Origin of the sequence: Streptomyces sp. CA-142005, from assembly GCF_050942335.1 — a bacterium.
Classification (GTDB): Bacteria; Actinomycetota; Actinomycetes; order Streptomycetales; family Streptomycetaceae; genus Streptomyces.
In genome coordinates, this window is the sequence record NZ_CP192078.1 from 5,693,029 (window position 1) to 5,719,672 (window position 26,644).

Here is a 26,644-nt window from a genome sequence, read left to right on the forward strand (position 1 = left end):
TGGATGGATAGTCCCGGCCAGTATCCCATGGCAGGTAAAGCCGTTTTCGCCGTCGCATCGCGGTCTGTGAGAATGGAGTGTCACCCCGATCAGACGGAGTGCCACCCCGTTCAGAAAGAAGGACGTGCCGATCGTGGCTCAGAGCACCGAGACCACCGACTGGGTCTCCCGTTTCGCGGATGAGGTCATCGAGGAGTCGGAGCGCCGGGCCCCGGGCAAACCGGTCGTCGTCGCGTCCGGGCTCTCGCCGTCGGGTCCGATCCACCTCGGCAACCTGCGCGAGGTCATGACCCCGCACCTGGTCGCCGACGAGATCCGCCGCCGCGGGTACCAGGTCCGGCACCTGATCTCCTGGGACGACTACGACCGGTACCGGAAGGTCCCGGCGGGTGTCGCGGGCATCGACGAGACCTGGGCCGAGCACATCGGCAAGCCGCTGACCTCGGTGCCGGCGCCGCGCGGGTCGTCGTACCCGAACTGGGCCGAGCACTTCAAGGCCGCGATGGTCGCCTCGCTGGCCGAGCTGGGCGTCGAGTTCGACGGGATCAGCCAGACCGCGCAGTACACCTCCGGCGCCTACCGCGAGCAGATCCTGCACGCCATGAGGCACCGCGGTGACATCGACGCGATCCTCGCCCAGTACCGCACGAAGAAGGCCCCGAAGAAGCAGCAGCAGAAGGCCGTCGACGAGGCCGAGCTGGAGGCCGAGGAGGGCTCGGGCGCCGCGTCCGAGGACGACGGCAGCTCCGGCTCCGCGGGCTACTTCCCGTACAAGCCGTACTGCGGCAACTGCGAGAAGGACCTGACGACCGTCACCTCCTACGACGACGACTCCACCGAGCTGGCCTACACCTGCACCGCGTGCGGCTTCGCCGAGACCGTCCGGCTCAGCGAGTTCAACCGCGGCAAGCTGGTCTGGAAGGTCGACTGGCCGATGCGCTGGGCGTACGAGGGCGTCGTCTTCGAGCCGAGCGGTGTCGACCACTCCTCGCCGGGCTCCTCCTTCCAGGTCGGCGGGCAGATCGTCGGGATCTTCGGCGGCAAGCAGCCGATCGGCCCCATGTACGCGTTCGTGGGTATCTCCGGCATGGCGAAGATGTCCTCCTCGCGGGGCGGGGTCCCGACTCCCGCCGACGCGCTGAAGATCATGGAGCCGCAGATCCTGCGCTGGCTCTACGCCCGCCGCAAGCCCAACCAGTCCTTCAAGATCGCCTTCGACCAGGAGATCCAGCGGCTGTACGACGAGTGGGACAAGCTGGCGGCGAAGGTCGCCGACGGCTCCGCGCTGCCGGGCGACGTGGCCGCGTACACGCGCGCGGTCGGCACGGCCGGCGGTGAGCTGCCGAAGACGCCGCGCCCGCTGCCGTACCGCACGCTGGCGTCCGTCGCCGACATCACCGCCGGGCACGAGGACCAGGCGCTGCGGATCCTCTCCGAGCTGGACCCGGAGCAGCCGCTGGCGTCCCTGGACGAGGCACGGCCGCGGTACGACCGGGCCGAGGCCTGGATCAACACGCACGTCCCCGCCGACCAGCGGACCATCGTGCGCGACGAGCCCGACGCCGAGCTGCTGAAGTCCCTCGACGAGGCCTCCCAGCAGTCGGTGCGGCTGCTGCTCGACGGGCTCGCCGAGCACTGGTCGCTCGACGGGCTGACCCACCTCGTGTACGGCGTGCCCAAGGTGCAGGCCGGGTTCCCGGCCGACGCCACGCCGAAGGAGCTGCCGGCCGAGATCAAGACGGCTCAGCGGTCCTTCTTCGCCCTGCTGTACCACCTGCTCGTCGGGCGGGACACCGGGCCGCGACTGCCCACGCTGCTGCTCGCGGTGGGCCAGGAGCGGGTGCGGCGGCTGCTCGGGGAGTAGGAGCCCGCAGGAAACCGCGTGCGAAAAAGGGGGCCCTCCGGTGTGGAGGGCCCCCTTTTTCCTGCCGTCACGCGATGTGGTTCTCCTCCAGTTCCGCGTTGAAGCGGTTGGTGAAGCGCTTGACCATCCGGTCGGCGTCGCGCGGGGGGAGCGTGAGGCCGTACGTCGCCTCGACGGCCTCGCCGAACTGGTGCGGGGTGGGGAAGCTGCCGTCGATCGACTTGCGGAAGACCTGGTAGTAGTCGTCCTCGGTCGGGTCCGGTTCCGGGGTGCCGCCGCCCTCGCCGAGTTCGCGGGTGCGATTCGGGCCCACCGGGATGGGGAAGCTGCCGGTCTCCTCCGGGGAGGGCTGCTGGAAGTCCTCCGGCTGCTGCTCCTCGTACCACTCCCCGTACTGCTCGTCCGGGGCGTACTGGGGTTCCTGCATCATCGGGTCGTACGTGGGGTCGTAGCCGCCGTGGTAGTCGACCTGGCGCGGGGTCTGGAACCAGGGGCTCTCGTCGTCCGCCGGGGGCTCCTGCGGCCGCTGCTCGCCGGGAGGCGCCGCCTGCATCGGGATGGGCGCCGCGCCGACGGCGCGACCGCCCTCGGCCACGGAGTCCGCCGTGAGCTGCGGCTGCTGCGGGGCGGCCTGCAGCAGGACCGGTTCGATGCCCGCCGCCGCCAGGCCCGCCGGTGCCGTCTCCGCCAGCGGCACCCCGTACCGGGCCAGGCGCAGCGGCATCAGGGACTCCACCGGGGCCTTCCTGCGCCATGCGCGCCCGAAGCGGGAACGGAGCCGGGCCTGGTAGACGAGACGTTCCTGCTCCAGCTTGATGACCTGGTCGTAGGAGCGCAGCTCCCACAGCTTCATCCGGCGCCAGAGGAGGAAGGTGGGGACGGGGGAGAGGAGCCAGCGGGTCAGGCGGACGCCCTCCATGTGCTTGTCCGCCGTGATGTCGGCGATCCGGCCGATCGCGTGCCGGGCCGCCTCCACCGCGACCACGAACAGCACCGGGATCACCGCGTGCATGCCGACGCCCAGCGGGTCCGGCCAGGCGGCGGCGCCGTTGAACGCGATCGTCGCCGCCGTCAGCAGCCACGCCGTCTGGCGCAGCAGCGGGAAGGGGATACGGATCCAGGTCAGCAGCAGGTCCAGGGCCAGCAGGACACAGATGCCCGCGTCGATGCCCACCGGAAAGACATAGGAGAAGTTCCCGAAGCCCTTCTTGATGGCCAGCTCACGGACGGCCGCGTAGGAGCCGGCGAAGCCGATTCCGGCGATGATCAAGGCGCCGGTCACGACGACGCCGATGAGAACGCGGTGTATCCGAGTCAGCTTCAGTGGCGCGGCCACGCGTACTCCCCTCCCCTTGCCAGTTGTTGCGCGCAACAGGGTGGCACACGCCAACGGCGAACGTGGTACCGGTCAGCGCTTCCGGTCCTCGGTCAGCCCTTCTTCGCGGCCGACTTGGACGGAGAAGCGCTGGAAGAGGCCGACTTGGACGGGGAGCCGGAGGCGGACTTCGACGGGGAAGCCGACTTCGACGGGGCCGTCGACACGGAACCGGCCGACGACGAGCCGCCGTTGGCGGACGACACCGCCCCGACCACTTCCTTGATCGCGCTCTCCGCGGCCTTCGTCAGCTGCTCGGCGTCCGGGGTCTTCTCGCCCGCGAGGCCGGCGCCGTTGTAGTCGAGCGTGACGACCACGTTCTCGACCCGCGCGACCACGGTCTGCTGCTTGAACAGACCTTCCTTCTTCTTCAGGTCGTAGCGCACGACCGTCGCCTCCGCGCCCGTGCCGGACAGCGGGATCTGCTTGGTGTTCTTCGCGCCGGCCACCGACTCGGCGTCCTTGACCTGCTGCCCGAAGTACGTGTGGGCCTGGGTGTCACCGGCACCGCGCGTGGTGTCCGAGTCGAAACGGAGCAGGGACACGTTCAGCCACCGGAACTGCGATCCCTTCACGCCGTGGTTGTCCAGGCTGCTCCAGGAGCAGGAGGCACGCGACGACGGATCGTCCGAACTGCCCTTCTTGCCCGAGGTGTCCTTCGGGGTGAGGCTCGTCAGGGTCTTCTTCGACAACACCGCGCACGCGTCCGGCAGCTTCTTGTACGCGGCCGCCTGCACGGTCGGGGACGCGCTCGCCGAGGGCTTGGTGCCGCCGCCCGCGGACTGCTGCGTGCTGCTGTCCGTGCCCTTGCCCTTGGAGTCGCCCGAGTCCGACGAACAGGCGGCGGTGATCAGCACCGCCGGCACGGCTGCCGCGCAGACAAGAACACGGCTCAGGCGCTTGCCACGCGTCCGTCTCCCCCACTTCGTGGGAGGTACCCCCAGGGCACGGTCGTCTTGCTGGGCTGCTCGCTGCATGGTTCCTTCACTCATGACGCTCGGTGATCGTGCGGGTTCCTGCGGGGGCCCACGGTACGCGGTGAAGGAGCTGTGCGGTTTCGGTTCGGGTGCTTTGCGTGCGGCGCGGTGAGCGGCTCGCCCGGCCGTCAACCGCCCAGCGTGTCGTCCAGTTGAGAGGCCAGATTACGGGCCCTGTCCTGCATTTCCTTGCTGTCCGGGACCGTTCCGACGGCCGTCGGCTGCTCCTCGTACACGATGGTGACGACGACGTTGGACGTGCGGAACACCACAGTCACCGTCCGCTGTTCGGCGGTCGAACCGGACGAACCGAGCTGGTCGTCGATATACGCCTCGTCACCGAGATCGGACAGCACCCGCGGCTGCAGATCGTCCGCGGCGGAACCGGAGGAGGAGCCGGACGGCGATCCGGAGGGCGAGGCGTCGCCGGTCGCGGGGGACGACGGGGAGCCGCTGGACGAGGGCGAGGACGTCGGCGTCGGTGCGGTCGCCCCGCTCGCGGGCGAGGAGCCGCTCGGCGCGGGGAGGTCGGCGGCCGACTCCTTGCCCTCGAACAGTGTCTTCGCCTGGTCGTCGTCGCTGACCGTGTTGTCGTACGACACCACACGCTCGAAGTCGACCGAGAGGCGGTCGGTGGCGTCGGCGGACTCCACCTTCCAGTGGCAGCCGACCTTGCGCTCGGTGTCGTAGGTGAGGGCGGCCTGGCCCTGGTAGGCCTTGTCCCGCTGAGTGGGATCGGCGATCTGCTTGATGCCGGGCAGCAGCGAGTCGAGGCTGTCGTGGCCGACCGCGCCGCAGGGTTCGGGCAGCGTGCGGTACTTGCCCGGCTGGGCGACGGCCGAGGCGGTGTCGGCGGCGCCCGGATTGGCGTTGTCCGTGGGGCTGTCACCGCCCGAGCCGCTGGTGCAGCCGGCCAGCAGCGCCGCGAGGAGGGCGGCGGTGCCGGTTACGTACGCCTTCCGCTGCACGGTCGGGCTCCTCTCGGGTGTGCGCTCGCTGGGTGCTCCAGTGTCCCCGCTGGTTATTCGTTTGCCGCGGCGGGGCGTCCCCTGGAGACAATGTGTATCGCACGCGCTGCCGTGGCCGCCGGTCCCTTGTCCCTTTTCACCGGCGTCGACGCTGCTTTTGCGCTTTGTTGCTTATAAGCCTTGTGCAAGCCTTTGTTGTCGTTTTCGGGGGAATGAGGACCCTATGTCGTACGTGGAGATGCCGGGCGCGAAGATCCCGATCCGGATGTGGACCGACCCCGCGACGGTCGAGGACGTGGCCCTGCGTCAGCTCCAGAACGTGGCGACCCTGCCCTGGATCAAGGGCCTGGCCGTGATGCCGGACGTGCACTACGGCAAGGGCGCGACGGTCGGCTCCGTCATCGCCATGCGGGGCGCGGTGTGCCCGGCTGCGGTCGGGGTGGACATCGGCTGCGGGATGTCGGCGGTGAAGACCTCGCTGACGGCGAACGACCTGCCGGGGGATCTGTCGCGGCTGCGGTCGAAGATCGAGCAGGCGATTCCGGTGGGGCGCGGGATGCATGACGATCCCGTGGAGCCGGGGGATTTTCATGGTCTGGCGACTGCTGGGTGGGACGACTTTTGGGGGCGGTTCGACCAGGTCGCTGACGCTGTGAAGTTCCGGCGGGAGCGGGCGGCTTTGCAGATGGGGACACTGGGCGGGGGAAATCACTATATCGAACTTTTGTTCGATTCTGAGGGCTTCGTGTGGCTCACGCTGCACTCTGGGTCGCGCAACATCGGCAAGGAACTCGCCGAGCACCACATCGGCGTGGCCCAGAAACTCCCGCACAACCAGGACCTGGTAGACCGGGACTTGGCGGTCTTCGTCTCGGACACCCCGCAGATGGCGGCCTACCGCAACGACCTTTACTGGGCGCAGGAGTACGCCAAGTACAACCGCACGCTGATGATGGCGCTCTTGAAGGACGTCATCCGCAAGGAGTTCAAGAAGGCCAAGCCGACCTTCGAGCCGGAGATCTCCTGCCACCACAACTACGTTGCGGAGGAGCGGTACGACGGCATGGAGCTGCTCGTGACCCGCAAGGGCGCGATCCGGGCCGGCTCCGGCGAGTACGGGATCATCCCGGGCTCGATGGGTACCAGCTCGTACATCGTGAAGGGGCTCGGAAACGACAAGGCGTTCAACTCCGCCTCGCATGGCGCCGGTCGGCGAATGAGCCGCAACGCTGCCAAGCGACACTTCACGGTACGGGATTTGGAGGAGCAGACGCGGGGCGTTGAGTGCCGGAAGGATCCTGGCGTGCTGGATGAGATTCCGGGCGCCTACAAGAACATCGACCAAGTGCTGGATCAGCAGCGCGATCTCGTGCAGGTTGTTGCGAAGCTGAAGCAGTTCCTGTGCGTGAAGGGCTGACGCGAAAGGCCCCCGGTCAGTGCCGGGGGCCTCACTCGCTCACTTGGTCACTGATCGCTGGGCATGGGTACTTTGCCGTTGTGTAGGCGCCAGAGGCGGAGATTGCAGCTCTGCGCGGTCCTGCCGAGTACCTCTGCGGCCGCCATCGGGCTGTTGAGTGTCAGTAGGATCCGGTCTTCGGTCGCGTTCCAGCGGCGAGCCGTGTAGGCGGCCCTCATGCCTGAGGGACGCGCCCAAGTCGAGAGCGAGTCCGCTGCCGCGCGCTTGCGCTCCAGAGACAGGCAGCCCGGGTAGTACAGGTCGGCTGCCAGACACTGAGCCAACTCCATCATGTAGAGGACGTTGTAGACGTCGTCGCGGGCGTTGCGCTTCGGATTGCGCTCGGCTCCCGTTACGCCCCTCCCGTGCTCAGTCAGGTAGGACGCGATGGCTCCGCTGGCCGTGGTGAGGGAGATGAAGGGGAAACCCTTGCTGGTGAAGCCGACCGAGCCGTCTGCGTCGATCAGGCCTCGCAGATAGTCGCGGCGGGAAAAGTCGACGTTGGGTGGAGCGATCGTCTTGGACTTGCGGCCATACGGCAGGCCGAGGTCGTTGATCCTGATCCTGGCTTCCAGAGAGCACAGGCTCCAGACGGCGGCGGTGTGAGTCTCGGTGAAGTTGGTCGACCGGGTGCGTTCGGTGATGCTGCTGTAGTAGGGCGTCAGTTTCTGGAACTTCTGCAGGAGGTCGATGTCTCGGGCGCTGATCTCAACGGTCAGACGGCCCTTTTGTCCCACACCCCTCGACAAGTGCCCGTCTGCCTGCAAGAACCCGAACATGTACGCGTACTCGGGCACCGTGAGGTCCATGAACCGGGGGGCGCTAGGCTCGCATTCAGCCACAGGAAGCCTCCACTTCCATGCTGGTGAGGCCCTTGGTCGGGATGGCACTCCCGGCCGAGGGCCGTCGAATTGATCGTGTGGCGCGAGCCTAGGGTGGGTGTTCGTGTGGCGATCGGGCGATCGATGAGCTTCGCCCGTTTGGGCTAATCCTGGGTCACTTCGCGTGGCGTACCGCGTAGATCATCACGAAGGCCACGATGTGGATGCCGAAGAGGAAGTAGCCCAGGAAGTACCAGACCTTGCGTTCGTCCTTGGTCTCCTGGGCCAGTCGGCGTTGCTCCAGGTCGTCCGGGGAGCCGGGGGTCTCGGTGGTTTCTTCGGACATCACGGCTCCCGGTGGACCTTGGTGTTGGACGCCTGGGCGCGGGGCCGCAGGACGAGGAGGTCCACGTTGACGTGGCTGGGGCGGGTGACCGCCCAGGTGATCGTCTCCGCCACGTCGTCCGCGGTGAGGGGTTCCGCCACGCCCTCGTAGACCTTGGCCGCCTTCGTCTCGTCGCCGGCGAAGCGGGTGAGGGCGAACTCCTCCGTCTTGACCATGCCGGGGGCGATCTCGATGACGCGGACCGGCTGGCCGACGATCTCCAGGCGGAGGGTCTCGGCGAGGACGTGGGCGCCGTGCTTGGCGGCGACATAGCCGCCGCCGCCCTCGTACGTGCCGTGGCCGGCGGTGGAGGAGACGACCACGACGACGCCGTCGCCGCTCGCCACCAGCTTCGGCAGCAGGGCCTGGGTGAGGTTCAGGGTGCCGATGACGTTCGTCTCGTACATCGTGCGCCAGTCCGCCGGGTCGCCGGTGGCCACCGGGTCCGCGCCGAGGGCGCCGCCCGCGTTGTTGACCAGGACGCCGACGGTCTGGAAGGCCGTCGCGAACTCGTCGACGGCCGCGCGGTCGGTGACGTCCAGCTGGTAGGCCACCGCCGAGTGGCCCGCCTTGGTCAGCTCCTCCGCGAGCGCCTCGATACGGTCCTTGCGGCGGGCGGTGAGGACGACGCGGTAGCCGGTCTCGGCGAGCTGCCGTGCCGTGGCGGCGCCGATGCCGCTGCTCGCACCGGTGACGACGGCGATGCGGGAGGCGGGGGCCATGGGCAGCTCCTCGGTGAGGGTCGGGTGGCAAAGGCTCCGTCCAGCCTAAGTGAGGCTCAGGCGCCGTTTCTCGGGGCCCACATGATCACGGCCATCCCGGCGAGACAGACCAGCGCGCCCACGACGTCGTAGCGGTCGGGGCGGTAGCCGTCCGCGACCGCGCCCCACAGCAGTGAGCCGGCGACGAAGATGCCGCCGTACGCGGCCAGGATGCGGCCGAAGTGGGCGTCCGGCTGGAAGGTGGCGACGAAGCCGTACGCGCCGAGGGCCAGGACCCCGCCGGTCATCCACAGCCAGCCCCGGTGCTCGCGTACGCCCTGCCAGATCAGCCAGGCGCCGCCGATCTCGAAGACGGCGGCGACGACGAACAGGGCGGCGGAGCGGAGGATCGACATGGTCAGCAGCTTGGCACGCGGGGCGAGCGGCGTTCACGGGCCGCCTGTCACCTGTTGGAGGGCGCCTTTCGCCGGGCCCCCGTGGCATACATCCCTACGCCAGTCGGATCGCGAGCGTGGAGTGGTGAGCGGCGTGCGGAAGTGGACCTGGGGTGTGGCGGGGGCCTTGACCGGTGTGGTTCTGGGGGCGGGGGCCGCCGTGGCCGCCCCGGCGGCCGGGCTCGAGGCCGACCTCGCCTTTCACGGGACAGCCGTGCTGAACGGCGACCGGGTGGAGGTGAAGCTGACCCCGCACAACGACGGTCCGTCCGCCCTGCCCGACGCGACCGTACGGCTGCGCTGGTCGGTGGCGTTGGCCGAGGAGCAGCGGCTGCCCGCGCGCTGTGTCCGGGAGGACGAGCGGACGGTGCTGTGCGGGACGGGCGCGCTGGCCGCGAACGGGGTGGGTGAGCAGCTGGACGTGCCGGTGCGGCTGAAGGAGAAGCCGTCAGAGGTCACCGTGGAGGTCGACACGGCCTGGGGCGGTGGCGCCACGGACCAGGACCGCACGAACGACCGGACGAAGGTGCTGGTCCTGGACACCGGGGACGCGTACGCCTTCTGAAGCTCCCTGATCAGGGGATCAGGGGATCAGGTCGGAGGATCAGCGGATCAGGCGGGGTTCTCCGCGTCGTAGCGCTCGCGGGCCGTGCGTACCTCCTCGAAGTGGGTCTCGGCCCACTCCTTCACGGCCGTCAGCAGGCCGGCGAGACCGGCGCCGAGCGGGGTGAGCTCGTAGTCGACGCGGACGGGGACGGACGGCGTGACCGTGCGGCTGATGATGCCGTCCCGTTCGAGGGTGCGGAGCGTCTGGGTGAGCATCTTGGGGCTGACGCCGGCGATCTTGCGGCCGAGGCCGCTGTAGCGCAGGGGGCCGGTGGCCAGGGCGGCGACGACGAGGCTGACCCACTTGTCGCTGAGCCGGCCGAGGAGCTGGTTGGTGGGGCATTCGCGCAGGAAGGCGTCGTAGTCGGCGCGGGCCCGCTCGCGGCGCTGGGCGGCGGTCATGGTCGCCATGGGCTCTTCCCTTCGGGACAGCTACGCACTCTCAGGTAACTACTTACCGATGGATAGTAGCTCTCCTACGGTTGGTGCTGCGGCCGGAAAGGTGCCGCGGAATCATCAACTGCCTTGTATATGAGGAGAATTGTCATGCGAGCTGCTGTGGTGAAGGCGTTCGGCGGGCCGGAGAGCGTGGAGATCGCGGACGTCGCGGTGCCGGAGCCTGGAGCGCGGCAGGTGCGGATCAAGGTGGCCGCGAGCGCGCTGAACCCGGTGGACGCGGCCGTGCGCGCCGGCGTCTTCGGCGGGGCGGGCAAGACCCTCGGGCTCGGCTGGGACGTGGCCGGCACGGTGGACGCGGTGGGCGGGCCCGCCTCCTGGGAGGCCGGCGATCCGGTGGTGGCGCTGGTGCCGGGGGTCGCGGATCCGCTGGGTGCTCATGCCGAGTACGTCGTCGTGGACGCGGGGGCCGTGGCCGTGGCGCCCGCCTCGGTGGACGCGGCGCACGCGGGCACTTTGCCGCTGAACGGGCTGACCGCGCTGCAGGCGCTGGACCTGCTGGACCTCGCGCCGGGCGACCGGCTGCTGGTGACCGGGGCCGCGGGTGCGGTTGGCGGGTTCGCGGTGCAGCTGGCCGCGCACCGGGGGATCGAGGTGACCGGGCACGCCCGGGCGGAGGACGAGGAGCTGGTGCGGTCCCTGGGTGCGGCGCGCTTCACGGCCGGCGGGGCCGAGCCGGGGAGTGTGGACGCGGTGCTGGACGCCGCCGTGCTGGGGGCGCCCGCGCTCGCGTGGGTGCGGGACGGGGGCGCGTTCGTCGCGGTCCGTGACGGGGCGCTGCCGGAGGCGGAGCGGGGGGTGCGCGGGGAGAACGTGTGGGTGCGGGCCGACGGCGCGCAGCTCGGGGAGCTGGTCCGGTTGGTGGACGAGGGGGTGCTGACCCTGCGGGTGGCTCGGACGTACGCCCTGGAGGAGGCGGCCAAGGCGCATGCGCGGCTCGCGGAGGGCGGGGTGCGGGGGCGGCTGGTTCTGGTCCCCTGACCCCGGAAGTGGCGGACCGGCCCCGAGGCGGCGGAACGCGAGGTGACCGGAATAACCCCGCCGGGGTGGCGGTTCAGCGCATATAGTTGAACCGTAAACAACCTGGAGGGTGAGCGACCATGCAGTTCGGGATCTTCACGGTCGGCGATGTCACGCCGGACCCCACCACGGGGCGTACGCCGACCGAGCGCGAGCGGATCAAGGCCATGGTCGCCATCGCGCTCAAGGCCGAGGAGGTCGGCCTGGACGTCTTCGCCACCGGCGAGCACCACAACCCGCCGTTCGTGCCGTCGTCCCCGACCACGATGCTCGGCTATGTGGCAGCGCGGACGGAGAAGCTGATCCTCTCCACCTCCACCACCCTGATCACCACCAACGACCCGGTGAAGATCGCGGAGGACTTCGCGATGCTCCAGCACCTGGCCGACGGGCGCGTCGACCTGATGATGGGCCGCGGCAACACCGGGCCGGTCTACCCCTGGTTCGGCCAGGACATCCGGCAGGGCATCAACCTCGCCATCGAGAACTACGCCCTGCTGCGCCGGCTGTGGCGCGAGGACGTCGTGGACTGGGAGGGCAAGTTCCGCACCCCGCTGCAGGGCTTCACCTCCACCCCGCGCCCGCTGGACGGCGTACCGCCCTTCGTCTGGCACGGCTCCATCCGCTCGCCCGAGATCGCCGAGCAGGCGGCCTACTACGGCGACGGCTTCTTCCACAACAACATCTTCTGGCCGGCCGACCACACCAAGCGGATGGTCGAGCTGTACCGGACCCGGTTCGCGCACTACGGGCACGGCACGCCCGAGCAGGCGATCGTGGGCCTCGGCGGTCAGGTGTTCATGCGGAAGAACTCGCAGGACGCGGTGCGCGAGTTCCGGCCGTACTTCGACAACGCGCCGGTCTACGGGCACGGGCCCTCCCTGGAGGAGTTCACCGACCAGACCCCGCTGACCGTCGGCACCCCCGAGCAGGTCATCGAGAAGACCCTGTCCTTCCGGGAGTACGCCGGCGACTACCAGCGCCAGCTGTTCCTGGTGGACCACGCCGGGCTGCCGCTGAAGACCGTGCTGGAGCAGATCGACATGCTCGGCGAGGAGGTCGTGCCCGTGCTGCGCAAGGAGTTCGCGAACGGCCGCCCCGCGGACGTGCCGGACGCGCCGACCCACCGTTCCCTGCTCGCCGCCGCACAGAAGGAGACCGTCGCATGAGGCTCGTCGTCGTGTCCGCGGGGCTGAGCGTCCCCTCCTCCACCCGGCTGCTGGGCGACCGGCTCGCCACCGCAGTGGCGAGCCGGACGGAGGCGGACGTGGAGGTGATCGAGCTGCGGGACCTCGCCGTCGAGATCGCGCACAACTTCACCAACGGATTCGCCGGGAAGGCGCTCGCCGCCGCGCAGGACGCGGTGGCGGGGGCCGACGGACTGATCGTCGTCACGCCCGTGTTCAGCGCGTCCTACAGCGGGCTCTTCAAGTCGTTCTTCGACGTGCTGGACAAGGAGGCGCTGGCCGGCAAGCCGGTGCTGATCGCGGCGACCGGGGGTACGGCCCGGCACTCGCTGGTGCTGGAGCACGCGTTGCGGCCGCTGTTCGCCTACCTGCGGGCCGTCGTCGTGCCGACGGGGGTGTACGCCGCGTCGGAGGACTGGGGCGAGGAGGGACTGGCGGGGCGGATCGAGCGGGCGGCGCGGGAGCTGGCCGGTCTGATGACCGGGCTGTCGGCGGACACCTCGGCCGGCCTCGGGGCGCGTACCCCGGACGGAGTAGAGGCGGACGCCTCGCGCGGTCTCCAGGTCGTCGTGCCCTTCGCGGAGCAGCTGGCGAGACTCGGCGCGTCCGGCAGGTGAGGGCATGGCGGCCGCCCGCACGTCTCCCCGTGACGGTGAGAAGACGGTAGATCCAGGGGCCGGGTTGCCCGTGTGACGGTGAGAGGGGGGTAAAAAGGGTGATCGTAGGTCCGCTCGCCCCGGCCGAACCGCCGAACGCCTTGGCAGACTGGGTGCGTGCCCCAGACTGTGCTGCTCGCCGAAGACGACCGTGCCATCCGCCATGCCCTGGAGCGTGCCCTGACCCTGGAAGGGTATGAGGTGACGGCGGTGGCCGACGGCGTCGAGGCGCTGGCGCAGGCCCACAAGACGCCGCCGGACGTCCTCGTGCTCGACGTCATGATGCCGGGGATCGACGGCCTCCAGGTCTGCCGGGTGCTGCGCGCCGAGGGCGACCGCACCCCGATCCTCATGCTCACCGCCCTCGTGGAGACCGCCGACCGCATCGCGGGCCTGGACGCCGGCGCCGACGACTACGTGGTCAAGCCGTTCGACGTCGAGGAGGTCTTCGCCCGGCTGCGCGCCCTGCTCCGCCGCACCAGCCCGGTGCCGGCCGGCACCGGCGCCGGCGCCGGGGAGAACGGCGGCCGGGAGCCCCAGCTCTCCGACCGGCAGATCGAGGCCGCCGGCATCCGCATGGACCTGCAGGCCCGCCGGGCCTGGCGCGGCAAGCGCGAGCTGGAGCTGACCCGCACCGAGTTCGAGCTGCTGGAACTGCTCGTGCGCAACGCGGGCATCGTGCTCGACCACTCCACGATCTACGACCGCATCTGGGGCTACGACTTCGGGCCCGGCTCGAAGAACCTCGCCGTCTACGTCGGCTACCTGCGCCGCAAGCTCGACGAGCCCGGCGCCCCGCAGCTGATCCACACGGTGCGGGGCGTGGGTTACGTGCTCCGGGAGGACTAGGTGGGCCGCCTGCGGCGGCTGCCGGCCCCCGGCCGGCCCAAGCTGGTCTCCCTGCGCACCACCTTCGCCGTCTCCTTCGCGGCCGTCACCGCCGCCGTCACGATCCTCGTCGGCATCCTGTCGTACGGCAGCGCCGCGCGGCTGGTCCGGGTCGACCAGCAGTCGGTGTTCACCCAGGTCGTGCAGGACGTGCAGGGCGAGGTGCGGCAGCACGAGATGGTCCCCGACGACTTCTCCTCCTCCCGCCCCGGGCACGACCTGGTCCGGCCCGCCCGCACCGATGTGCAGGTGCTGGGCGCGCAGGGCCAGATCGTGGACCACGGCAACCCGAGCCTGCCCGTCACCTCCCGGGACAAGGCCATGGCGCTCGCGACGACGGCCGGGAAGGTCGTCGAGCACAAGGACGTACGGGTGGACGAGGACCTGTTCCGCATCGCCACCGTCTCGCTCGGCGACGGACGGGGCGCGGTCCAGGTCGCGCAGGAGTTCAGCGACACCGAGGACCTGCTGCGCACGCTGCAGCAGCGGACGCTGATCCTGATGTCGGCGGTCGTGGTGGCGGCCGGTCTGTTCGGCTGGTGGCTGGCCCGCCGGATCACCCGGCGTCTGGTGATCCTCACCTCCGCCGCCGAGGACGTGGCCCGCACCCGTCAGCTGGGCATCGAGGTGCCGGTGGCCGGGCTGGACGAGGTGGGGCGCCTCGGCCGCGCCTTCGACCGGATGCTGGGCCGGCTCGCGCAGTCCGAGGAGGACCAGCGGCGGCTGGTGCAGGACGCGGGGCACGAGCTGCGTACGCCGCTGACGTCCCTGCGCACCAACATCTCCCTCCTGCGCCGCATCGACGAACTGCCCCCCGCCACCCGGGAGGAACTGGTCGCCGATCTCACCCAGGAGGCCCGGGAGCTGACCGACCTGGTCAACGAGCTCGTCGACCTCGCCGCGGGGCAGTCCGACACCGAGCCGCCGCAACGGGTGGACCTCGCCGACATCGCCGAGGACGTCGTGGGGCTCGCCAAACGCCGTACCGGGCGCGAGATCGTGCTGCGCGCCAGCGGTGACACGACGACCGACGGGCGGCCCGGGATGCTGCAGCGGGCCATGTCGAACCTGGTGGAGAACGCGGCGAAGTTCGACCGGGGCGGTAAGGCGCCGATCGAGGTCAGCATCACCGGCCCGGCGCGGCCCGGGACCGTGCGGGTGGAGGTCCTGGACCGGGGGCCGGGTATCGCCGAGGGCGACCTGATCCGGATCTTCGACCGCTTCTACCGGGCCGCGGACGCGCGGTCCCTGCCAGGGTCGGGGCTGGGTCTGTCCATCGTCCGGGAGGTCGCCATGGCCCATGGCGGAGCGCCGTTCGCGTTTCGGCGGGAGGGCGGCGGAGCGGTGATCGGTTTCACGGTCGGCGGGTGAGCACCGGGCCGAGTGAGTAGCCGTACCTACCGGTTCACAGGTAGCGGCCCTCATCCGCCGGGCCCCGCGCCCGCATAGCGTCCCCGTATGCCCGAGAAGAGCACACCGTCCGGTGCCACCGGTACCGCGGCCCGCCTCGTCGTCTTCGGATCCCTCGGGTGCGGTGGCGTCGCGCTCGCCCTCGTACTCGCCCTCGTCGGAACGCTCGCCCTGAACTCGTGCGGGGCGACGGACTACCCCCGCATCGCACCGAACGACATGGCGGACCGGGTCTTCAGGCGCTCCCAGGAGGCCTACGACGTCATGGGGTTCACCCGGACCGTGCCGCCGGGTGTCGAGCGGGTCGGCGTCAGCCCGGAGAACACGCTCGACGCCGAGTACTGCTACGACGGAGGCCCGCTGGGACTCGAGGACAGGACCGTCGACGGCGCCTACCGGCTGTACCACGACTGGGCGCTGGACCGAGTGCCCGCGAGCCAGGCCGTTCCCGGGCTGCGCAGACTGCACCGGCGGCTGCGGGACGAGGGCTGGGAGGTCACGTCGTACCGCGAGGGCGGGAAGCGCGGCGAATGGTCGCTCCACGTCCGCCGGGACGGCGACGAGCGGATGTCCTTCACCTGGTTCCCGGACCGGCAGTACTTCAGCGGCGGCGCCGGCACGTCCTGCGCCTACGACCCCGGGTGGCGGGCCGGCACCGGCGAGTCCTACTCCGTCGAGTCCGTCACCGACTCCGTGACCGTGCCGGACCTCGGGCCCTCGAACGCGAAGTAGGCCCCTGCCGCGGGCTGTTCCAGGAGCCCGGTCGGGGTGATGATCGAGGCCGGACTTCAGGAGGGGGAGGCCGCAGGATGCTCGCCGAGGAGGAGGCCGCTGCTCTCGCGTGCCTGGACGAGGCCGCCGTCGGACGGATGCTGCTGGAACTGATCTCGGTGCCGAGCGTGACCGGGTCCGCGGCCGAGTCGGAGATCCAGCACCTGCTCGCCGGACGGCTGGAGCGGCTCGGGCTGGACGTCGATCTGTGGTCCATGGATCTGCCCGCCCTGCGCGCCGACCCCGGGTTTCCGGGGACGGAGGCCGCCCGGGACGAGGCCTGGGGGCTGGTCGGGTACACGGCCGACGGCGGTGACGGGCCGACGCTGATCCTGCAGGGGCACGTGGACGTCGTACCGCCCGGGGATCCGGACGCGTGGGACGGGGATCCGTTCATGCCGAGGGTCGTCGGGGGTGACCGCGTGCACGGGCGCGGGGCCTGTGACATGAAGGCCGGGCTCGTCGCCCATCTCGCCGCGCTCGCCGCGATCCGGACGGCCGGGGTGCGGCTGCGGGGGCGGATCGCCCTGCACTTCGTTGTGGGGGAGGAGGACGGCGGGCTCGGGGCCTTCGGGACGCTGCGGCGCGGGCACACCGGGGACGCCTGCGTGATCACCGAGCCGACGGCGGGCACCCTCGTCACCGCCAACGCCGGCGCCCTCACCTTCCGCCTCACCGTGCCCGGCGCGGCGGCCCACGCGAGCTCACGGGACGCGGGGGTCAGCGCGATCGACGCGTATCTGCCGCTGCACCGGGCGCTCGGGGAACTGGAGGCCGCGCGCAACCAGGACCCGTTCCCGCTGATGGCCGAGTACCCGATCCCGTACGCCCTGTCCGTCGGCACGCTGCGGGCCGGTGACTGGGCCAGCAGCGTGCCGGACCTGCTGGTCGCGGAGGGACGGCTCGGGGTGCGGATCGGGGAGGAACCGGACGCGGCCCGGCGGGAGTTCGAGCAGTGGGTGGCGAAGGCGTGCGCCGGTGATCCATGGCTGCGGGAGCACCCGGCCCAGGTCGCCTGGACCGGCGGGCAGTTCGCGAGCGGACGGCTGGCGGACGGGCACCCGCTGCGGCGGACCGTGGCCGATGCCTGCGCCGACGCGAACGGCGGCTCCCGGCCGCGTGAGCGTGGGGCCCCGTACGGCAGCGACCTGCGGCTGTACACGGCGGCCGGGATACCGGCCCTGCAGTACGGGCCGGGGGACGTGCGGGTGGCGCACAGCCCGCGGGAGTGGGTGTCGGTGCGGGACGTGGTCGGTGTGGCGCGGTCCGTGGTGGTGACGGCGCTGCGGACGGTCGGGGTGAAGTGAGCGGCCCGCTCCTCAGGACTTCCGTCCGCCCATCCCCGGCAGCGTCAGGAACCCCTCCGCCCGGGCGCTCGCCAGGCCGATCCTCGGGATGTCACTGCTCTTGGCGAAGAGCAGGAAACGCGGTTCCCACACCGGGCGGTACTTGGCGTTGGCGCGGTAGAGGGACTCGATCTGCCACCAGCGTGAGAAGAAGGTGAGGGTGGAGCGCCACAGGCGCAGGACCGGGCCCGCGCCCAGGCGGGCGCCGCGTTCGAAGACCGAGCGGAACATCGCGAAGTTCAGCGACACCCGCTGGATGTCCAGCTCCTTGGCGCGCAGCAGAAGCTCCACGACCATGTACTCCATCAGGCCGTTCTCGCAGTCGCGGTCCCGGCGCATCAGGTCCAGGGACAGGCCCTGCTCGCCCCAGGGGACGAAGCTGAGCAGGGCGCGCGGCTCGTCGTCGGCGTCGCGGCACTCCAGCATCACGCAGCGGCCGTCCGCCGGGTCGCCGAGCCGGCCGAGGGCCATGGAGAAGCCGCGCTCGGTGGCGCCGTCGCGCCAGCGGTCGGCGCACTCGACGAGCAGCGCCATCTCGTCGGCGGGGATGTCCTCGTGGCGGCGGATGCGGACCGTGTAGCCGGCCCGCTTGACCCGGTTGTGGGCCTGGCGGACCACGCGCATCGCCCGGCCTTCGAGGGTGAATTCCGCGATGTGCACGATCGCCTCGTCGCCCAGCTCCAGCGCGTCCAGGCCGTGCCGGGCGTAGATGGTGCCGGCCTCCTCGCTCGCGCCCATGACGGCCGGGGTCCAGGCGTGCCGGCGGGCCTCGGTGAGCCAGGCGTCGATGGCGCCGGGCCAGGCCTCGGGGTCGCCGATCGGGTCGCCGGAGGCGAGGGAGACCGCGCCGACGACGCGGTAGGTGACGGCCGCCTTGCCGGTGGGGGAGAAGATGGCGGCCTTGTCGCGGCGCAGCGCGAAGTAGCCGAGGGAGTCGCGCGCGCCGTGCTTGTCGAGCAGGGCGCGCAGCCGGGTCTCGTCCTCCTCGGTGAGCAGCTTGCGGCCGCGCGGGGAGCGGAAGCAGGCGTACAGCACCAGGCAGAAGGCCGCGGCGAGCAGGACGTTGACGATGATGTCGGCCCAGCGGGGCGCGTGCACGGAGTCGATCCGGTCGGCGAGCGGGCCGACGCTGATGCCGCGCAGCAGGGTGTAGGCGAGCTCTTCGCCCCAGGGGGCGTGGGGCAGCTTGTTGGTGGCGTGCACGAGCAGCGTGCCGAGGCCGCCGGTCACCAGGATCCCGCCGGCCCCGACGGCCAGCGCGAGCTTCGGGTTGGAGGGGTCGCCGATGGCGTTGAACTCACGGCGGCCGATCAGCAGCGCGGCCACGAAGAGGCCGGTGAGGGCGGTGGAGACCCAGTTGAAGGCGTGGTCGCGGAACGGGTGCTGGGTGAGCGCGAGGACGTAGAGCACGAACAGGGGGCCCGCGCACAGCAGGTTGACCACCCACGCGGCCCGCTTCCCGCGTCGCATCACCAGCGCGAGGAAGATCGCCGCAGCGGCCGAGGCCAGGCCGGCGGTGGCCAGGTACGGGGTGAAGAACTGGCCGGCGTGATGCGTGTGCGCGTGGACGTGGCGGGCGGTGAAGAGCTTGCCGTCGTTGTGTTCCTGCACCTCTTTGCGGAACGGCAGCGACATGACCGCGATGATGTTGAAGACGGCGATCAGCCGCAGGTACCACACGGTGGCCGTCGCCGCCCGCGCGCGCAGGCGGGGGCCGGGCACGGGCAGCTGCGGCACGCGGTGCGCGCCGCGCTGTGCGGGGACCTGGGGGGAGGGCAGGGTCTGCTGCTGAGCGGGCATGGTGACTGGTCACCTTGGGGGAGGGGACGGGGCGACCCCGGTCGGGGCCACGCTGACCCTACAGTCTGTAGGGTAGCCCGGCTGGGGCGGTGTTCGGGAGAGGAGCGTACCGACAACCGCTCTTACCCGGCCCTTCCCGTACCGCTCCTCTTACCCGGCGCTTCCCCGGCGCTTCCTCCGCCCCGTCACCCGGGCGCTCCCCGGTCCCGCCGGGCCGCCGCCAGATGCCAGGCCAGGTTGCCCACCGCCGCGCCGGCCGCGACGGCGGCGACGATCACCCCGCCGGTCGCGAGCCCGTCACTGAACAGATGCGGCCGCCGGTCGAGGCTGTGCAGCCCGAACCCGCACAGCTCGTACACGCCGACGGCGGCGACGAGAAGACTGACGACCAGCAGGGCCAGCGTCGGCGCCAGACTGCGCACACAGACCTCGCCGCCGGCCTCCGTTTCCGTGTCCCGCATGGATCCCCCGATGAACAGACGAATGAACAGCCCTGCGACCGCCGGCCGGTTGGGAACCTACAATACGTAGGGTCCGCCGGTTCGGCGCCGAGGACGTCCAGACGGCGCCGCACCGTGTGTCGGCTGTCACTCCTGGGCCGGTGCGCCGGGTGTGTCCGGGGGGATCGGGTTGGCAGGCGGATCAGCCGAAGCGGCCCGCCACGTAGTCCGCCGAGCGCGCCGTGGCCGGACCGTGGGATCGGGGTCCCTGGCCGTCGGACTGGTCCTCCTTGGCCGCCTCCCGGCTCTCCCCGGTTCCCAGGGGTCCGCCTCAGTTCTCGCTCCGCCCGGTCCGACGGGCGTAGGCGCGCGCCGCGCGGGCGCGGTCGCCGCAGCGGGTGGAGCACCAGTGCCGGCGGCCGTGGCGGAGCAGGTAGCGGTTGCAGGGGGCCGAGCCGCAGGCGGTGAGGCGGTCGGCGTCGGGGCCGGTGAGCAGGTCGGCGGCGTCGGCGGCGAGGGCGGCCAGGGCGTGCTCGACGATCTGGGTGGTGGGGTGGGCCGCGGCGCGGTGCAGGCCGCGCTCGGGCGACCACTGCAGCAACAGGGCGGCCGGGGCGAGGGTCAGGGCCTCGTTGACGGCGGCCAGGGCGTCGGCGGGCGCCGGGCGGCCCTCGACGCGGGACGCGAGCAGGGGCCGGATCTTCTCGCGCAGGGAGCGCAGCCGGCTCGCGCACGTCTCGCGCAGATCGGCGTCGGCCGGGGCGAGCCCGCGCTCCGTCAGCCAGCGCTGGGCCGCGGCGGGCGTGTCGAGCAGGTCGACCCGCCCTCCGCCGGGTACGACGATCGCGCTGTTGGCCAGGTCGAGGGCGGGATGCCGTGTGGCACCGGGCGCGGGCGGCAGGGGAGCCTGCCCGGCGCTCTCCTCGGCGTCGGCGGGGGTCGCTGGGCTCACGGGGTTCACGGTTCTCATGGTACGGCTTGCTGTCATCCGTGAGACAGGCGTAGCGTCTCTCATGGATGAACGTTCCTCTATCCGTGAGGTGAACCGCCATGGCCGCCCGTTCCGCCGATTCCTCCGATTCCGCCGGTCTCGGCAAGCAGGTCTCCGACTCCGGCGAGCAGATCCCCGTCCAGGTCCTCGGCGGCCCCACCGTCCTCATCGAGTACGGCGGACTCCGCTTCCTCACCGACCCCACCTTCGACGACCCCGGCGACTACCCGTCCGCCAGCGGCCGCACCCTCACCAAGACCGCCCCGCCCCGCACGAGCGCCGCCGCACTCGGCCCGGTGGACGTCGTCCTGCTCTCGCACGACCAGCACGCCGACAACCTCGACCACTCCGGCCGCGCCCTGCTCGCCGCCACCCCGCGCACCCTCACCACCCCCGCGGCGGCCGGCCGGCTCGGGGGCGGCGCCGAGCCGCTCACCCCCTGGCAGTCCGTCGACCTGCCCCGCCCCGACGGCGGCACGGTCACCGTGACCGCCGCTCCCGCCCTGCACGGCCCCAAGGGCTCCGAGCCGCTCGTCGGCGAGGTCACCGGCTTCCTGCTGACCTCCGTCGACCTGCCCAGCGTCTACGTCAGCGGCGACAACGCCTCCCTGGAACTGGTCCAGGAGATCGCCGACCGGTACGCCCCCGTCGACACCGCCGTCCTGTTCGCCGGCGCGCCCAGGATGCCCGTCCTCGACGACGCCCTCCTCGTCCTCGACGGCAAGGGCACGGCCACCGCCGCCCGGCTGCTCGACGCCCGCCGGGTGGTCCCGGCCCACTGCGACAGCTGGGCCCACTTCACCGAGACCCGGGACGACGTGGTGGCGGCCTTCGAGGAGGCGGGCCTGGCGGACCGGCTCCGGCTGGACTGAACCGGACGGGTTCCTCAGGGCTCCAGACCGCGCAGCAGCACCGCGAGGCCGCCGAAGAACTCCCGCTCCGCGTCGACGCCCTGGGCGCTGCGCGCCGTCGCCGCCATGAGCGGGAACTCCTCGGGGTCCAGGGCGGAGATGGCCACCGTGCCCGCGCCCGACAGGGAGCCGAGCCGCGCCAGTTGCAGGGCGCCGTTGACGTAGGCGACCAGGCTGCGCAGGGCCACGACCCGGCGCTCGCCCGCGAAGCCCGCGTCCGTGAGGATGCCGAGCACCGTCTCCGACCAGCGCAGCACGGCGCGGGAGTGGTGCCGGTGGGTGACCGACAACGGGATCACCGACGGATGTGTGCGCAGCGTGTCCCGCAACCGCCGCACCATCACCTCGACGCGCTCGCGCCACGGCAGGTCCGCCGGCGGAGCCCCGGTGTCGACCGCCCCGAGCGCGAACTCCACGACCAGCCGCTCCAGTTCCTCGCGGTCGGCGACGTACCGGTACAGCGCCATCGTGCTCATGCCGAGTTCCTTGGCGACCGTACGCATGGACAGCCCGGCGAGTCCGTCGCGGTCGAGGACGGCGAGCGCGGCCGAGGCCAGTCGGTCGGGGGTGAGGGAGCGGGGTCGAGGCATGGCGCTTGACAGCGTACGGCATACGCCTACGCTGTTAGGTGTACGACGTACGCCTACGCGTCCGTGCCGTGCCCACGAGGGAGGCAGTTGCCCATGTCCCCGTCCACGCCCCGGCGGCCGCTCGGCCCCGGTTCCCCGCTCGGCCCCCGCGAACTCACTCCCGTCTCCGGCCCGCCGCTCCCCGTGCCCGACCCGGACCGGCTGGTCCACCTCCAGTTCCGCCGCTTCGCGGGCTGCCCGGTCTGCAACCTGCATCTGCGGTCCTTCGTGCGGCGGCACGAGGAGATCGAGGCGGCCGGCATCCGGGAGGTCGTCGTCTTCCACTCGCCCGCCGACGAACTGCGGCGGCACACGGCGGACCTGCCCTTCGCCGTCGTGGCCGACCCCGACAAGCGGCTGTACGTCGAGTTCGGCGTGGAGTCGGCACCCCGGGCGCTGCTGGACCCACGGGTGTGGGGACCCATCGTGCGGGCGGTGCTCCGCAGTTCCTGGGCGATCCTGCGCGGCCGGGAACGCGGCCCGGCGTCCCGGCCGCACGGCGGCCGGTTCGGCCTCCCCGCCGATTTCCTCATCGCCCCGGACGGCAGCGTCCTCGCCGCGAAGTACGGCGAGCACGCGTACGACCAGTGGGAGGTCGGGGAGTTGCTGGAACTGGCGGGCGGCGTACGACGCGCCGGTGCGGCCCGCGGCTGATGGGGCGCGGGGCCGACGGCGCGCCGGGGGACGCGCGACGGCACCGGCCCGGCCGGCCGGTCGCCGCCCCGTGTCTGCTCCAGCGCCTCAGGACCGTGCCGGCGGCTGTCGGACGCCGAGAACGTCGAGCATCGCCCGGGTCGCCGGGCTGGGGTTGAACCGGCTCCACGCCAGGTACTCCAGGCGCCGCGGCCCGTCGGCCACCGGGACCAGGGCCAGGCGGGGATCGTCCTCGGCGAGCGGCCGGATGAACGCCGACGGCAGCAGGGCGATGCCGAGCCCGCGCCCGACCAGCCGGGTGATCAGCTCCACGACACCCGCCTCGTACGCCACGTCACGGGACAGCCCCGCGGCGGCGAACGCCTGGTCGGATTGGGCGCGGGCGGGCGTCCCGGCCACGAAGTCCACGAAGGTCTCCCCGGCGATGTCCGCCAGCGCGACCCGGGAGGCGCCCGCCAGCCGGTGCCCCGACGGCACCACCAGGACATGCTGGTCGTGATCGAGCACGACGGTCTCCAGACCGGCCGGCCGCTCACCCTCCGGCAGGCCCAGGAAGGCGATGTCCAGCTCCCCGGCGCGGATCGCCGCCGCCATCTCGTCACTGCGCCCGGACCGCAGGACGACCCGCACCTCCGGGTGCCGGGCGCGGTAGCGCTGCAGCAGCTCGGGCACGTCGACGGCGGCCGTGGTCACGATCACGCCGACCGCCAGCTGCCCGCGCACCACGCCGGTCGCGGCGGCGGCGTCCGCGACCGCGCGGTCGGCGGCGGCCAGGCACTCGCGCGCGCCCGTGAGGAACGCGGCGCCGGCGCCGGTCAGTTCCACCCGGCGGCTGGACCGGGCGAACAGCCGCACCCCCAACTCCCGCTCCAGCGCGGCGATCCGGTGGCTCAGCGCCGACTGCACCACCTGGCACCGTTCTGCGGCGCGGGTGAAGTTCAGGGTGTCGGCGACGGCGACGACGTACCGCAGCTGCTGGAGGTCCACGAATCAATCGTGGTCGTTCATGGCTGTCATGACAACCATGCTTTGGAATCATGACCGCACCCGGCGAAGACTTCCCCCATGCATCGGTACAAGGCACAGGCGGCGACCGTCCTGCTGACCGCGCTCGCTCCCGCGTCCTGGGGAACCACCTACGTGGTCACCACCCGACTGCTCCCGCCCGGGCACCCGCTGTTCGCGGGCCTGATGCGGGCCCTGCCCGCCGGACTGCTCGCGCTGGTGATCGCCCGGGTGCTGCCGCGCGGGGAGTGGTGGTGGAAGACCGCGGTCCTGGGGGTCCTCAACATCGGCGCCATGCCTCTGCTCTTCGTGGCCGCCGAACGCCTGCCCGGCGGGGTGGCCGCCACGCTCGGCGCCGCCCAGCCACTGCTGGTCGCGGGTTTGGGACTCTTGCTGCTCCATGACCGGCCCACGGCCTGGCGGCTGACCTGGGGCGTGCTCGGCGTGCTGGGGGTCGGGCTCGTCGTGCTCGGACCGCAGGCCCGGCTGGACGCCGTCGGCGTGCTCGCCGGCCTCGGGCATACGGCCACCATGGCCGGCGGGGTCGTCCTCACCAAGCGCTGGGGCCGGCCGCCGGGCGTCGGCCCGCTGACCCTGGCCGGCTGGCAACTGGCCGTCGGTGGGCTGCTGTTGCTCCCCCTCACCCTCGCGGTGGAGGGGGTGCCGCAGCGGATCGACGCGGGCGCCGCCGGCGGCTATCTGTGGCTCGGCAGCATGGGCGGGCTGATCGCGTACACGCTGTGGTTCCGCGGGATCGGCAGGCTTCCGGTCGCCGCGTCCGCACCGCTGGTGCTGCTGTCACCGCTGGTCGCGACCGTCATCGGCAGTGCGCTGGGCGAGTCGCTGAGCCTGCCGCAGATCCTCGGTTTCGCCCTGGCGCTGACCGCGTTGGTGGCCGCGCAACTCGGTCCCACGGGGCCTCGAACGAAGGAAGACGAGCTCGATGAGGACAGGATCGATGACGATCGCCGTGCTCGGGGCCACCGGGATGGTCGGCGCCCGGGTGGCCGGCGAGGCGAGCGCGCGCGGACACCGGGTGCTGGCGCTGTCCCGGAAGCCGCCGGCGAGCGACGACCCTGAGGTGACACCGGTCGCGGTGGACGCCACCGACCCGTACGCCGTACAGGAGGCGCTGACCGGCTCCGACGCCGTCGTACTGACCGTGCGGACGTTCCCGGCCGACCCGGAGTTCCTGGTCGGCGCCACCCGCACGGTGCTGGACACCGCCGCCCGGCTCGGCATCCGCGTCCTCGTGATCGGCGGCGCCGGCGCCCTGCGCAGCCCCGGCGACCGGGAGCTTCCGGTCGCCGAGAACCCCGCGTACGTGCCCGACGAGTACCGCGCCGTGGCCCTGGCGGGCGTCGCCCAACTGCACGCCTGCCAGGCCCACACCGGGGCCGACTGGGTCTATCTGAGCCCACCGGCCGTACTGGAACCCGGCGAACGCACGGGCCGCTACCGGCGCGGCACCGACACCTTGCTCCTCGGCGCCGACGGTGAATCCCGCATCAGCGCCGAGGACTTGGCTGTAGCCGTGCTGGACGAGCTGGAGCGCCCGGGGCCGGACCGCCACATCACGGTCGTTCGTCGGCGCCCCTGATGGGGGCGCGAGGAACGGCGCGACCGGCCGGCACGGCGCAGCGGACGAAAGACGTCCCGGACCGGCCGAACCGGCGGAGCGTCTAGTCGACGTCCACCGGACCGTCGTCCGACTTCCGCTCCCTCCCGGAGTGCAGCTGGAGCAGACCGTTGACGTCACCCCTGGTGCCCTGGCCGCCCTGGCCGTCCTTGTCCTGGCCCAGGCCCTGGCGGACCGAGTCGAGGATCGTCAGGCCCTGGGACACCAGGCCGGCGGCGATCTCGCCGAGGCCGTCGGCGCCGTTCAGCACGTTGACGTTGGCGCCGGACAGACCGCCGGCGGCCTCCTTCACGATCTGCGGGAGCTGGTCGATGAGCATCCGGTCGAGCGCGACCCGGTCGTAGGAGGCCGCGGCCTCCGCCTGGATCTTCATGCGCTGGGCCTCGGCGGCGGCGAGGATCCGCACCCGCTCGGCCTCGGCCTCGGCGGGCTTGACGACCTCGGCCACCAGTTGCTGCTGGCGCAACTTGGCCTGGCGCTGGGCCAGTTCCGTCTGGGCGGCGAGCACCTCCTGCTGGGCGTGGGCCTGCGCCAGCGGTCCGGCCTGCGCGGCCTGCGCCTGGGCGCGGTCCACCTCGGCCGAGTACTCGGCCTTGACGATGGCGGTCTGCCGGGCGTACTCGGCCTGCTTGCGGGCCGCCTCCTGCTCCGCCTCGACCGCGGCCTGGGTGGCCTGGGCCTGGGCGATCTGGGCCTGCCGCTGGATCGCCGCCTTGTGCGGGGCGGACATCGCGTCGATGTAGCCGGTGTCGCCGTCGTCGATGGACTGGATCTGCAGCGAGTCCACGATCAGGCCGATCTTGGCCATCTCCGTCTTGGAGGTGTCGAGGACCTCGGCGGCCAGCTTCTGCCGCTCGGTGACGATCTCCTCGACCGTCATCGAGCCGATGATGGCGCGCAGGTGGCCGGCGAAGATCCGGCCGGTGAGCACGGACATCTGCTCCTGGTCGGAGAGGAAGCGCTGGCCGGCGTTGATGATGCTCTCGTGGTCGTTGCCGACCTTGAAGGCGATGACCGCGCGGACGTGCAGCGAGATGCCCTGCTTGGTCACACAGGTCTCGGTGACCTCGGCCTCACACATGGAGAGGGTGAGGAACCGGACCTTGCGAAAGACCGGGAGCACGAACTTTCCATGGCCCGTGACCACGCGGAACGGAGCGCCCCCCAGTCCCCGCCGGCCTCCCGAGATCAACATCGCCTCGTCGGGAGCGGGAACGCGGTATCCGAACATGC

At 71.7% G+C, this 26,644-nt stretch carries 28 protein-coding genes; 14 read left to right on the forward strand and 14 right to left on the reverse strand.

What is annotated here, in order from left to right; translation table 11 throughout:
* Positions 1-124: 124 nt before the first annotated feature.
* Positions 125-1,864 (forward strand): lysine--tRNA ligase, encoded by a 1,740-nt coding sequence (gene lysS, locus ACQPXS_RS26630; RefSeq protein WP_433451777.1) that lies wholly within the window; start codon positions 125-127, stop codon positions 1,862-1,864.
* Between the two features lie 67 nt (positions 1,865-1,931).
* On the opposite strand, the gene ACQPXS_RS26635 is transcribed toward lysS, so the two are convergent.
* The 3 genes from ACQPXS_RS26635 to ACQPXS_RS26645 form a co-directional block, all read right to left on the reverse strand.
* Positions 1,932-3,200 carry a DUF2637 domain-containing protein gene (locus tag ACQPXS_RS26635; protein WP_433451778.1) on the reverse strand — a complete coding sequence of 423 codons (1,269 nt, stop codon included), beginning with the start codon at positions 3,198-3,200 and terminating at the stop codon, positions 1,932-1,934.
* 92 nt (positions 3,201-3,292) lie between these two features.
* Positions 3,293-4,231, reverse strand: a complete 939-nt coding sequence (locus tag ACQPXS_RS26640; protein ID WP_433451780.1) for a DUF3558 domain-containing protein — start codon at positions 4,229-4,231, stop codon at positions 3,293-3,295.
* Positions 4,232-4,344: 113 nt separating this feature from the next.
* Positions 4,345-5,184, reverse strand: a complete 840-nt coding sequence (locus ACQPXS_RS26645) for a DUF3558 domain-containing protein (RefSeq protein WP_433451781.1) — start codon at positions 5,182-5,184, stop codon at positions 4,345-4,347.
* Between the two features lie 223 nt (positions 5,185-5,407).
* On the opposite strand from ACQPXS_RS26645, the gene ACQPXS_RS26650 reads away from it, so the two are divergent.
* Complete coding sequence (locus ACQPXS_RS26650) at positions 5,408-6,601, forward strand: RtcB family protein (RefSeq protein WP_433451782.1); 1,194 nt, start codon at positions 5,408-5,410, stop codon at positions 6,599-6,601.
* Between the two features lie 47 nt (positions 6,602-6,648).
* Here the strand turns inward: ACQPXS_RS26650 and ACQPXS_RS26655 are convergent, their stop codons facing one another.
* The 4 genes from ACQPXS_RS26655 to ACQPXS_RS26670 form a co-directional block, all read right to left on the reverse strand.
* Positions 6,649-7,449, reverse strand: coding sequence for an LAGLIDADG family homing endonuclease (locus tag ACQPXS_RS26655; protein WP_433451783.1), 801 nt, complete (start codon positions 7,447-7,449; stop codon positions 6,649-6,651).
* A 187-nt stretch (positions 7,450-7,636) separates the two neighbouring features.
* Positions 7,637-7,807 (reverse strand): hypothetical protein, encoded by a 171-nt coding sequence (locus tag ACQPXS_RS26660; protein ID WP_433451785.1) that lies wholly within the window; start codon positions 7,805-7,807, stop codon positions 7,637-7,639.
* Positions 7,807-8,568, reverse strand: coding sequence for an SDR family NAD(P)-dependent oxidoreductase (locus ACQPXS_RS26665; RefSeq protein ID WP_433451786.1), 762 nt, complete (start codon positions 8,566-8,568; stop codon positions 7,807-7,809). The genes ACQPXS_RS26660 and ACQPXS_RS26665 overlap by 1 nt, the downstream gene beginning before the upstream one ends.
* A gap of 56 nt (positions 8,569-8,624) precedes the next feature.
* Entirely contained in the window at positions 8,625-8,963 is a 339-nt protein-coding gene (locus ACQPXS_RS26670; protein ID WP_351802493.1) for a YnfA family protein, read from the reverse strand.
* 124 nt (positions 8,964-9,087) lie between these two features.
* Between ACQPXS_RS26670 and ACQPXS_RS26675 the strand changes: the two genes are divergently transcribed.
* Positions 9,088-9,567 (forward strand): hypothetical protein, encoded by a 480-nt coding sequence (locus ACQPXS_RS26675; RefSeq protein WP_433451788.1) that lies wholly within the window; start codon positions 9,088-9,090, stop codon positions 9,565-9,567.
* 47 nt (positions 9,568-9,614) lie between these two features.
* Here the strand turns inward: ACQPXS_RS26675 and ACQPXS_RS26680 are convergent, their stop codons facing one another.
* The gene (locus tag ACQPXS_RS26680; protein WP_433451789.1) at positions 9,615-10,019 is read right to left on the reverse strand and encodes a winged helix-turn-helix transcriptional regulator; all 405 of its coding nucleotides are present in this window, start codon (positions 10,017-10,019) and stop codon (positions 9,615-9,617) included.
* A 135-nt stretch (positions 10,020-10,154) separates the two neighbouring features.
* Here ACQPXS_RS26680 and ACQPXS_RS26685 point away from each other — a divergent pair, with 135 nt between their 5' ends.
* The 7 genes from ACQPXS_RS26685 (at position 10,155) to ACQPXS_RS26715 (ending at position 17,303) form a co-directional block, all read left to right on the forward strand.
* On the forward strand, positions 10,155-11,045 hold the full coding sequence (locus ACQPXS_RS26685; protein ID WP_433451790.1) for an NADP-dependent oxidoreductase: 891 nt from the start codon (positions 10,155-10,157) through the stop codon (positions 11,043-11,045).
* A 119-nt stretch (positions 11,046-11,164) separates the two neighbouring features.
* Positions 11,165-12,253: an LLM class flavin-dependent oxidoreductase gene (locus ACQPXS_RS26690; protein WP_351802485.1), complete on the forward strand. Its 1,089-nt coding sequence runs from the start codon at positions 11,165-11,167 to the stop codon at positions 12,251-12,253.
* The gene (locus tag ACQPXS_RS26695; RefSeq protein ID WP_433451791.1) at positions 12,250-12,888 is read left to right on the forward strand and encodes a CE1759 family FMN reductase; all 639 of its coding nucleotides are present in this window, start codon (positions 12,250-12,252) and stop codon (positions 12,886-12,888) included. The genes ACQPXS_RS26690 and ACQPXS_RS26695 overlap by 4 nt, the downstream gene beginning before the upstream one ends.
* Before the next feature lie 156 nt (positions 12,889-13,044).
* Positions 13,045-13,776, forward strand: a complete 732-nt coding sequence (locus ACQPXS_RS26700; protein WP_433451793.1) for a response regulator transcription factor — start codon at positions 13,045-13,047, stop codon at positions 13,774-13,776.
* Positions 13,777-15,186: a HAMP domain-containing sensor histidine kinase gene (locus tag ACQPXS_RS26705; RefSeq protein WP_433451794.1), complete on the forward strand. Its 1,410-nt coding sequence runs from the start codon at positions 13,777-13,779 to the stop codon at positions 15,184-15,186.
* 87 nt (positions 15,187-15,273) lie between these two features.
* Positions 15,274-15,957 (forward strand): hypothetical protein, encoded by a 684-nt coding sequence (locus ACQPXS_RS26710; protein WP_433451795.1) that lies wholly within the window; start codon positions 15,274-15,276, stop codon positions 15,955-15,957.
* 77 nt (positions 15,958-16,034) lie between these two features.
* Positions 16,035-17,303 carry an ArgE/DapE family deacylase gene (locus ACQPXS_RS26715; RefSeq protein ID WP_433451796.1) on the forward strand — a complete coding sequence of 423 codons (1,269 nt, stop codon included), beginning with the start codon at positions 16,035-16,037 and terminating at the stop codon, positions 17,301-17,303.
* 12 nt (positions 17,304-17,315) lie between these two features.
* Here the strand turns inward: ACQPXS_RS26715 and ACQPXS_RS26720 are convergent, their stop codons facing one another.
* The 3 genes from ACQPXS_RS26720 to ACQPXS_RS26730 form a co-directional block, all read right to left on the reverse strand.
* Positions 17,316-19,142: a phosphatidylglycerol lysyltransferase domain-containing protein gene (locus ACQPXS_RS26720; protein WP_433451797.1), complete on the reverse strand. Its 1,827-nt coding sequence runs from the start codon at positions 19,140-19,142 to the stop codon at positions 17,316-17,318.
* Between the two features lie 185 nt (positions 19,143-19,327).
* A complete protein-coding gene (locus tag ACQPXS_RS26725; protein WP_351802473.1) occupies positions 19,328-19,603 on the reverse strand; it encodes a hypothetical protein in 276 nt (91 codons plus the stop codon).
* Positions 19,604-19,913: 310 nt separating this feature from the next.
* Positions 19,914-20,534 (reverse strand): ABATE domain-containing protein, encoded by a 621-nt coding sequence (locus ACQPXS_RS26730; RefSeq protein WP_433451799.1) that lies wholly within the window; start codon positions 20,532-20,534, stop codon positions 19,914-19,916.
* 98 nt (positions 20,535-20,632) lie between these two features.
* Between ACQPXS_RS26730 and ACQPXS_RS26735 the strand changes: the two genes are divergently transcribed.
* Positions 20,633-21,445, forward strand: a complete 813-nt coding sequence (locus ACQPXS_RS26735; RefSeq protein ID WP_433451800.1) for an MBL fold metallo-hydrolase — start codon at positions 20,633-20,635, stop codon at positions 21,443-21,445.
* 14 nt (positions 21,446-21,459) lie between these two features.
* Here the strand turns inward: ACQPXS_RS26735 and ACQPXS_RS26740 are convergent, their stop codons facing one another.
* Positions 21,460-22,074 (reverse strand): TetR/AcrR family transcriptional regulator, encoded by a 615-nt coding sequence (locus tag ACQPXS_RS26740; protein WP_433451802.1) that lies wholly within the window; start codon positions 22,072-22,074, stop codon positions 21,460-21,462.
* 93 nt (positions 22,075-22,167) lie between these two features.
* On the opposite strand from ACQPXS_RS26740, the gene ACQPXS_RS26745 reads away from it, so the two are divergent.
* Positions 22,168-22,767 (forward strand): peroxiredoxin-like family protein, encoded by a 600-nt coding sequence (locus ACQPXS_RS26745; protein ID WP_433451804.1) that lies wholly within the window; start codon positions 22,168-22,170, stop codon positions 22,765-22,767.
* An 87-nt stretch (positions 22,768-22,854) separates the two neighbouring features.
* Here the strand turns inward: ACQPXS_RS26745 and ACQPXS_RS26750 are convergent, their stop codons facing one another.
* Entirely contained in the window at positions 22,855-23,754 is a 900-nt protein-coding gene (locus ACQPXS_RS26750) for a LysR family transcriptional regulator (protein WP_433451805.1), read from the reverse strand.
* 78 nt (positions 23,755-23,832) lie between these two features.
* Here ACQPXS_RS26750 and ACQPXS_RS26755 point away from each other — a divergent pair, with 78 nt between their 5' ends.
* A complete protein-coding gene (locus ACQPXS_RS26755) occupies positions 23,833-24,852 on the forward strand; it encodes an EamA family transporter (RefSeq protein WP_433451806.1) in 1,020 nt (339 codons plus the stop codon).
* Positions 24,761-25,372, forward strand: a complete 612-nt coding sequence (locus tag ACQPXS_RS26760) for an NAD(P)-dependent oxidoreductase (protein ID WP_433455954.1) — start codon at positions 24,761-24,763, stop codon at positions 25,370-25,372. Before ACQPXS_RS26755 ends, ACQPXS_RS26760 begins: the two co-directional genes overlap by 92 nt.
* An 82-nt stretch (positions 25,373-25,454) precedes the next feature.
* Here the strand turns inward: ACQPXS_RS26760 and ACQPXS_RS26765 are convergent, their stop codons facing one another.
* Complete coding sequence (locus tag ACQPXS_RS26765; RefSeq protein WP_399175214.1) at positions 25,455-26,642, reverse strand: SPFH domain-containing protein; 1,188 nt, start codon at positions 26,640-26,642, stop codon at positions 25,455-25,457.
* Positions 26,643-26,644: the final 2 nt, after the last annotated feature.

Coding starts and splice junctions, on each gene's coding strand:
- ACQPXS_RS26640 (WP_433451780.1), bottom strand. CDS start 4,231: ATGAGTGAAGGAACCATGCAGCGAGCAGCCCAGCAAGACGACCGTGCC.
- ACQPXS_RS26650 (WP_433451782.1), top strand. CDS start 5,408: ATGTCGTACGTGGAGATGCCGGGCGCGAAGATCCCGATCCGGATGTGG.
- ACQPXS_RS26655 (WP_433451783.1), bottom strand. CDS start 7,449: ATGGACCTCACGGTGCCCGAGTACGCGTACATGTTCGGGTTCTTGCAG.
- ACQPXS_RS26660 (WP_433451785.1), bottom strand. CDS start 7,807: ATGTCCGAAGAAACCACCGAGACCCCCGGCTCCCCGGACGACCTGGAG.
- ACQPXS_RS26665 (WP_433451786.1), bottom strand. CDS start 8,568: ATGGCCCCCGCCTCCCGCATCGCCGTCGTCACCGGTGCGAGCAGCGGC.
- ACQPXS_RS26670 (WP_351802493.1), bottom strand. CDS start 8,963: ATGTCGATCCTCCGCTCCGCCGCCCTGTTCGTCGTCGCCGCCGTCTTC.
- ACQPXS_RS26680 (WP_433451789.1), bottom strand. CDS start 10,019: ATGGCGACCATGACCGCCGCCCAGCGCCGCGAGCGGGCCCGCGCCGAC.
- ACQPXS_RS26685 (WP_433451790.1), top strand. CDS start 10,155: ATGCGAGCTGCTGTGGTGAAGGCGTTCGGCGGGCCGGAGAGCGTGGAG.
- ACQPXS_RS26690 (WP_351802485.1), top strand. CDS start 11,165: ATGCAGTTCGGGATCTTCACGGTCGGCGATGTCACGCCGGACCCCACC.
- ACQPXS_RS26695 (WP_433451791.1), top strand. CDS start 12,250: ATGAGGCTCGTCGTCGTGTCCGCGGGGCTGAGCGTCCCCTCCTCCACC.
- ACQPXS_RS26710 (WP_433451795.1), top strand. CDS start 15,274: ATGCCCGAGAAGAGCACACCGTCCGGTGCCACCGGTACCGCGGCCCGC.
- ACQPXS_RS26715 (WP_433451796.1), top strand. CDS start 16,035: ATGCTCGCCGAGGAGGAGGCCGCTGCTCTCGCGTGCCTGGACGAGGCC.
- ACQPXS_RS26720 (WP_433451797.1), bottom strand. CDS start 19,142: ATGCCCGCTCAGCAGCAGACCCTGCCCTCCCCCCAGGTCCCCGCACAG.
- ACQPXS_RS26725 (WP_351802473.1), bottom strand. CDS start 19,603: ATGCGGGACACGGAAACGGAGGCCGGCGGCGAGGTCTGTGTGCGCAGT.
- ACQPXS_RS26735 (WP_433451800.1), top strand. CDS start 20,633: ATGGCCGCCCGTTCCGCCGATTCCTCCGATTCCGCCGGTCTCGGCAAG.
- ACQPXS_RS26740 (WP_433451802.1), bottom strand. CDS start 22,074: ATGCCTCGACCCCGCTCCCTCACCCCCGACCGACTGGCCTCGGCCGCG.
- ACQPXS_RS26745 (WP_433451804.1), top strand. CDS start 22,168: ATGTCCCCGTCCACGCCCCGGCGGCCGCTCGGCCCCGGTTCCCCGCTC.
- ACQPXS_RS26755 (WP_433451806.1), top strand. CDS start 23,833: ATGCATCGGTACAAGGCACAGGCGGCGACCGTCCTGCTGACCGCGCTC.
- ACQPXS_RS26760 (WP_433455954.1), top strand. CDS start 24,761: ATGGTCGGCGCCCGGGTGGCCGGCGAGGCGAGCGCGCGCGGACACCGG.
- ACQPXS_RS26765 (WP_399175214.1), bottom strand. CDS start 26,642: ATGTTCGGATACCGCGTTCCCGCTCCCGACGAGGCGATGTTGATCTCG.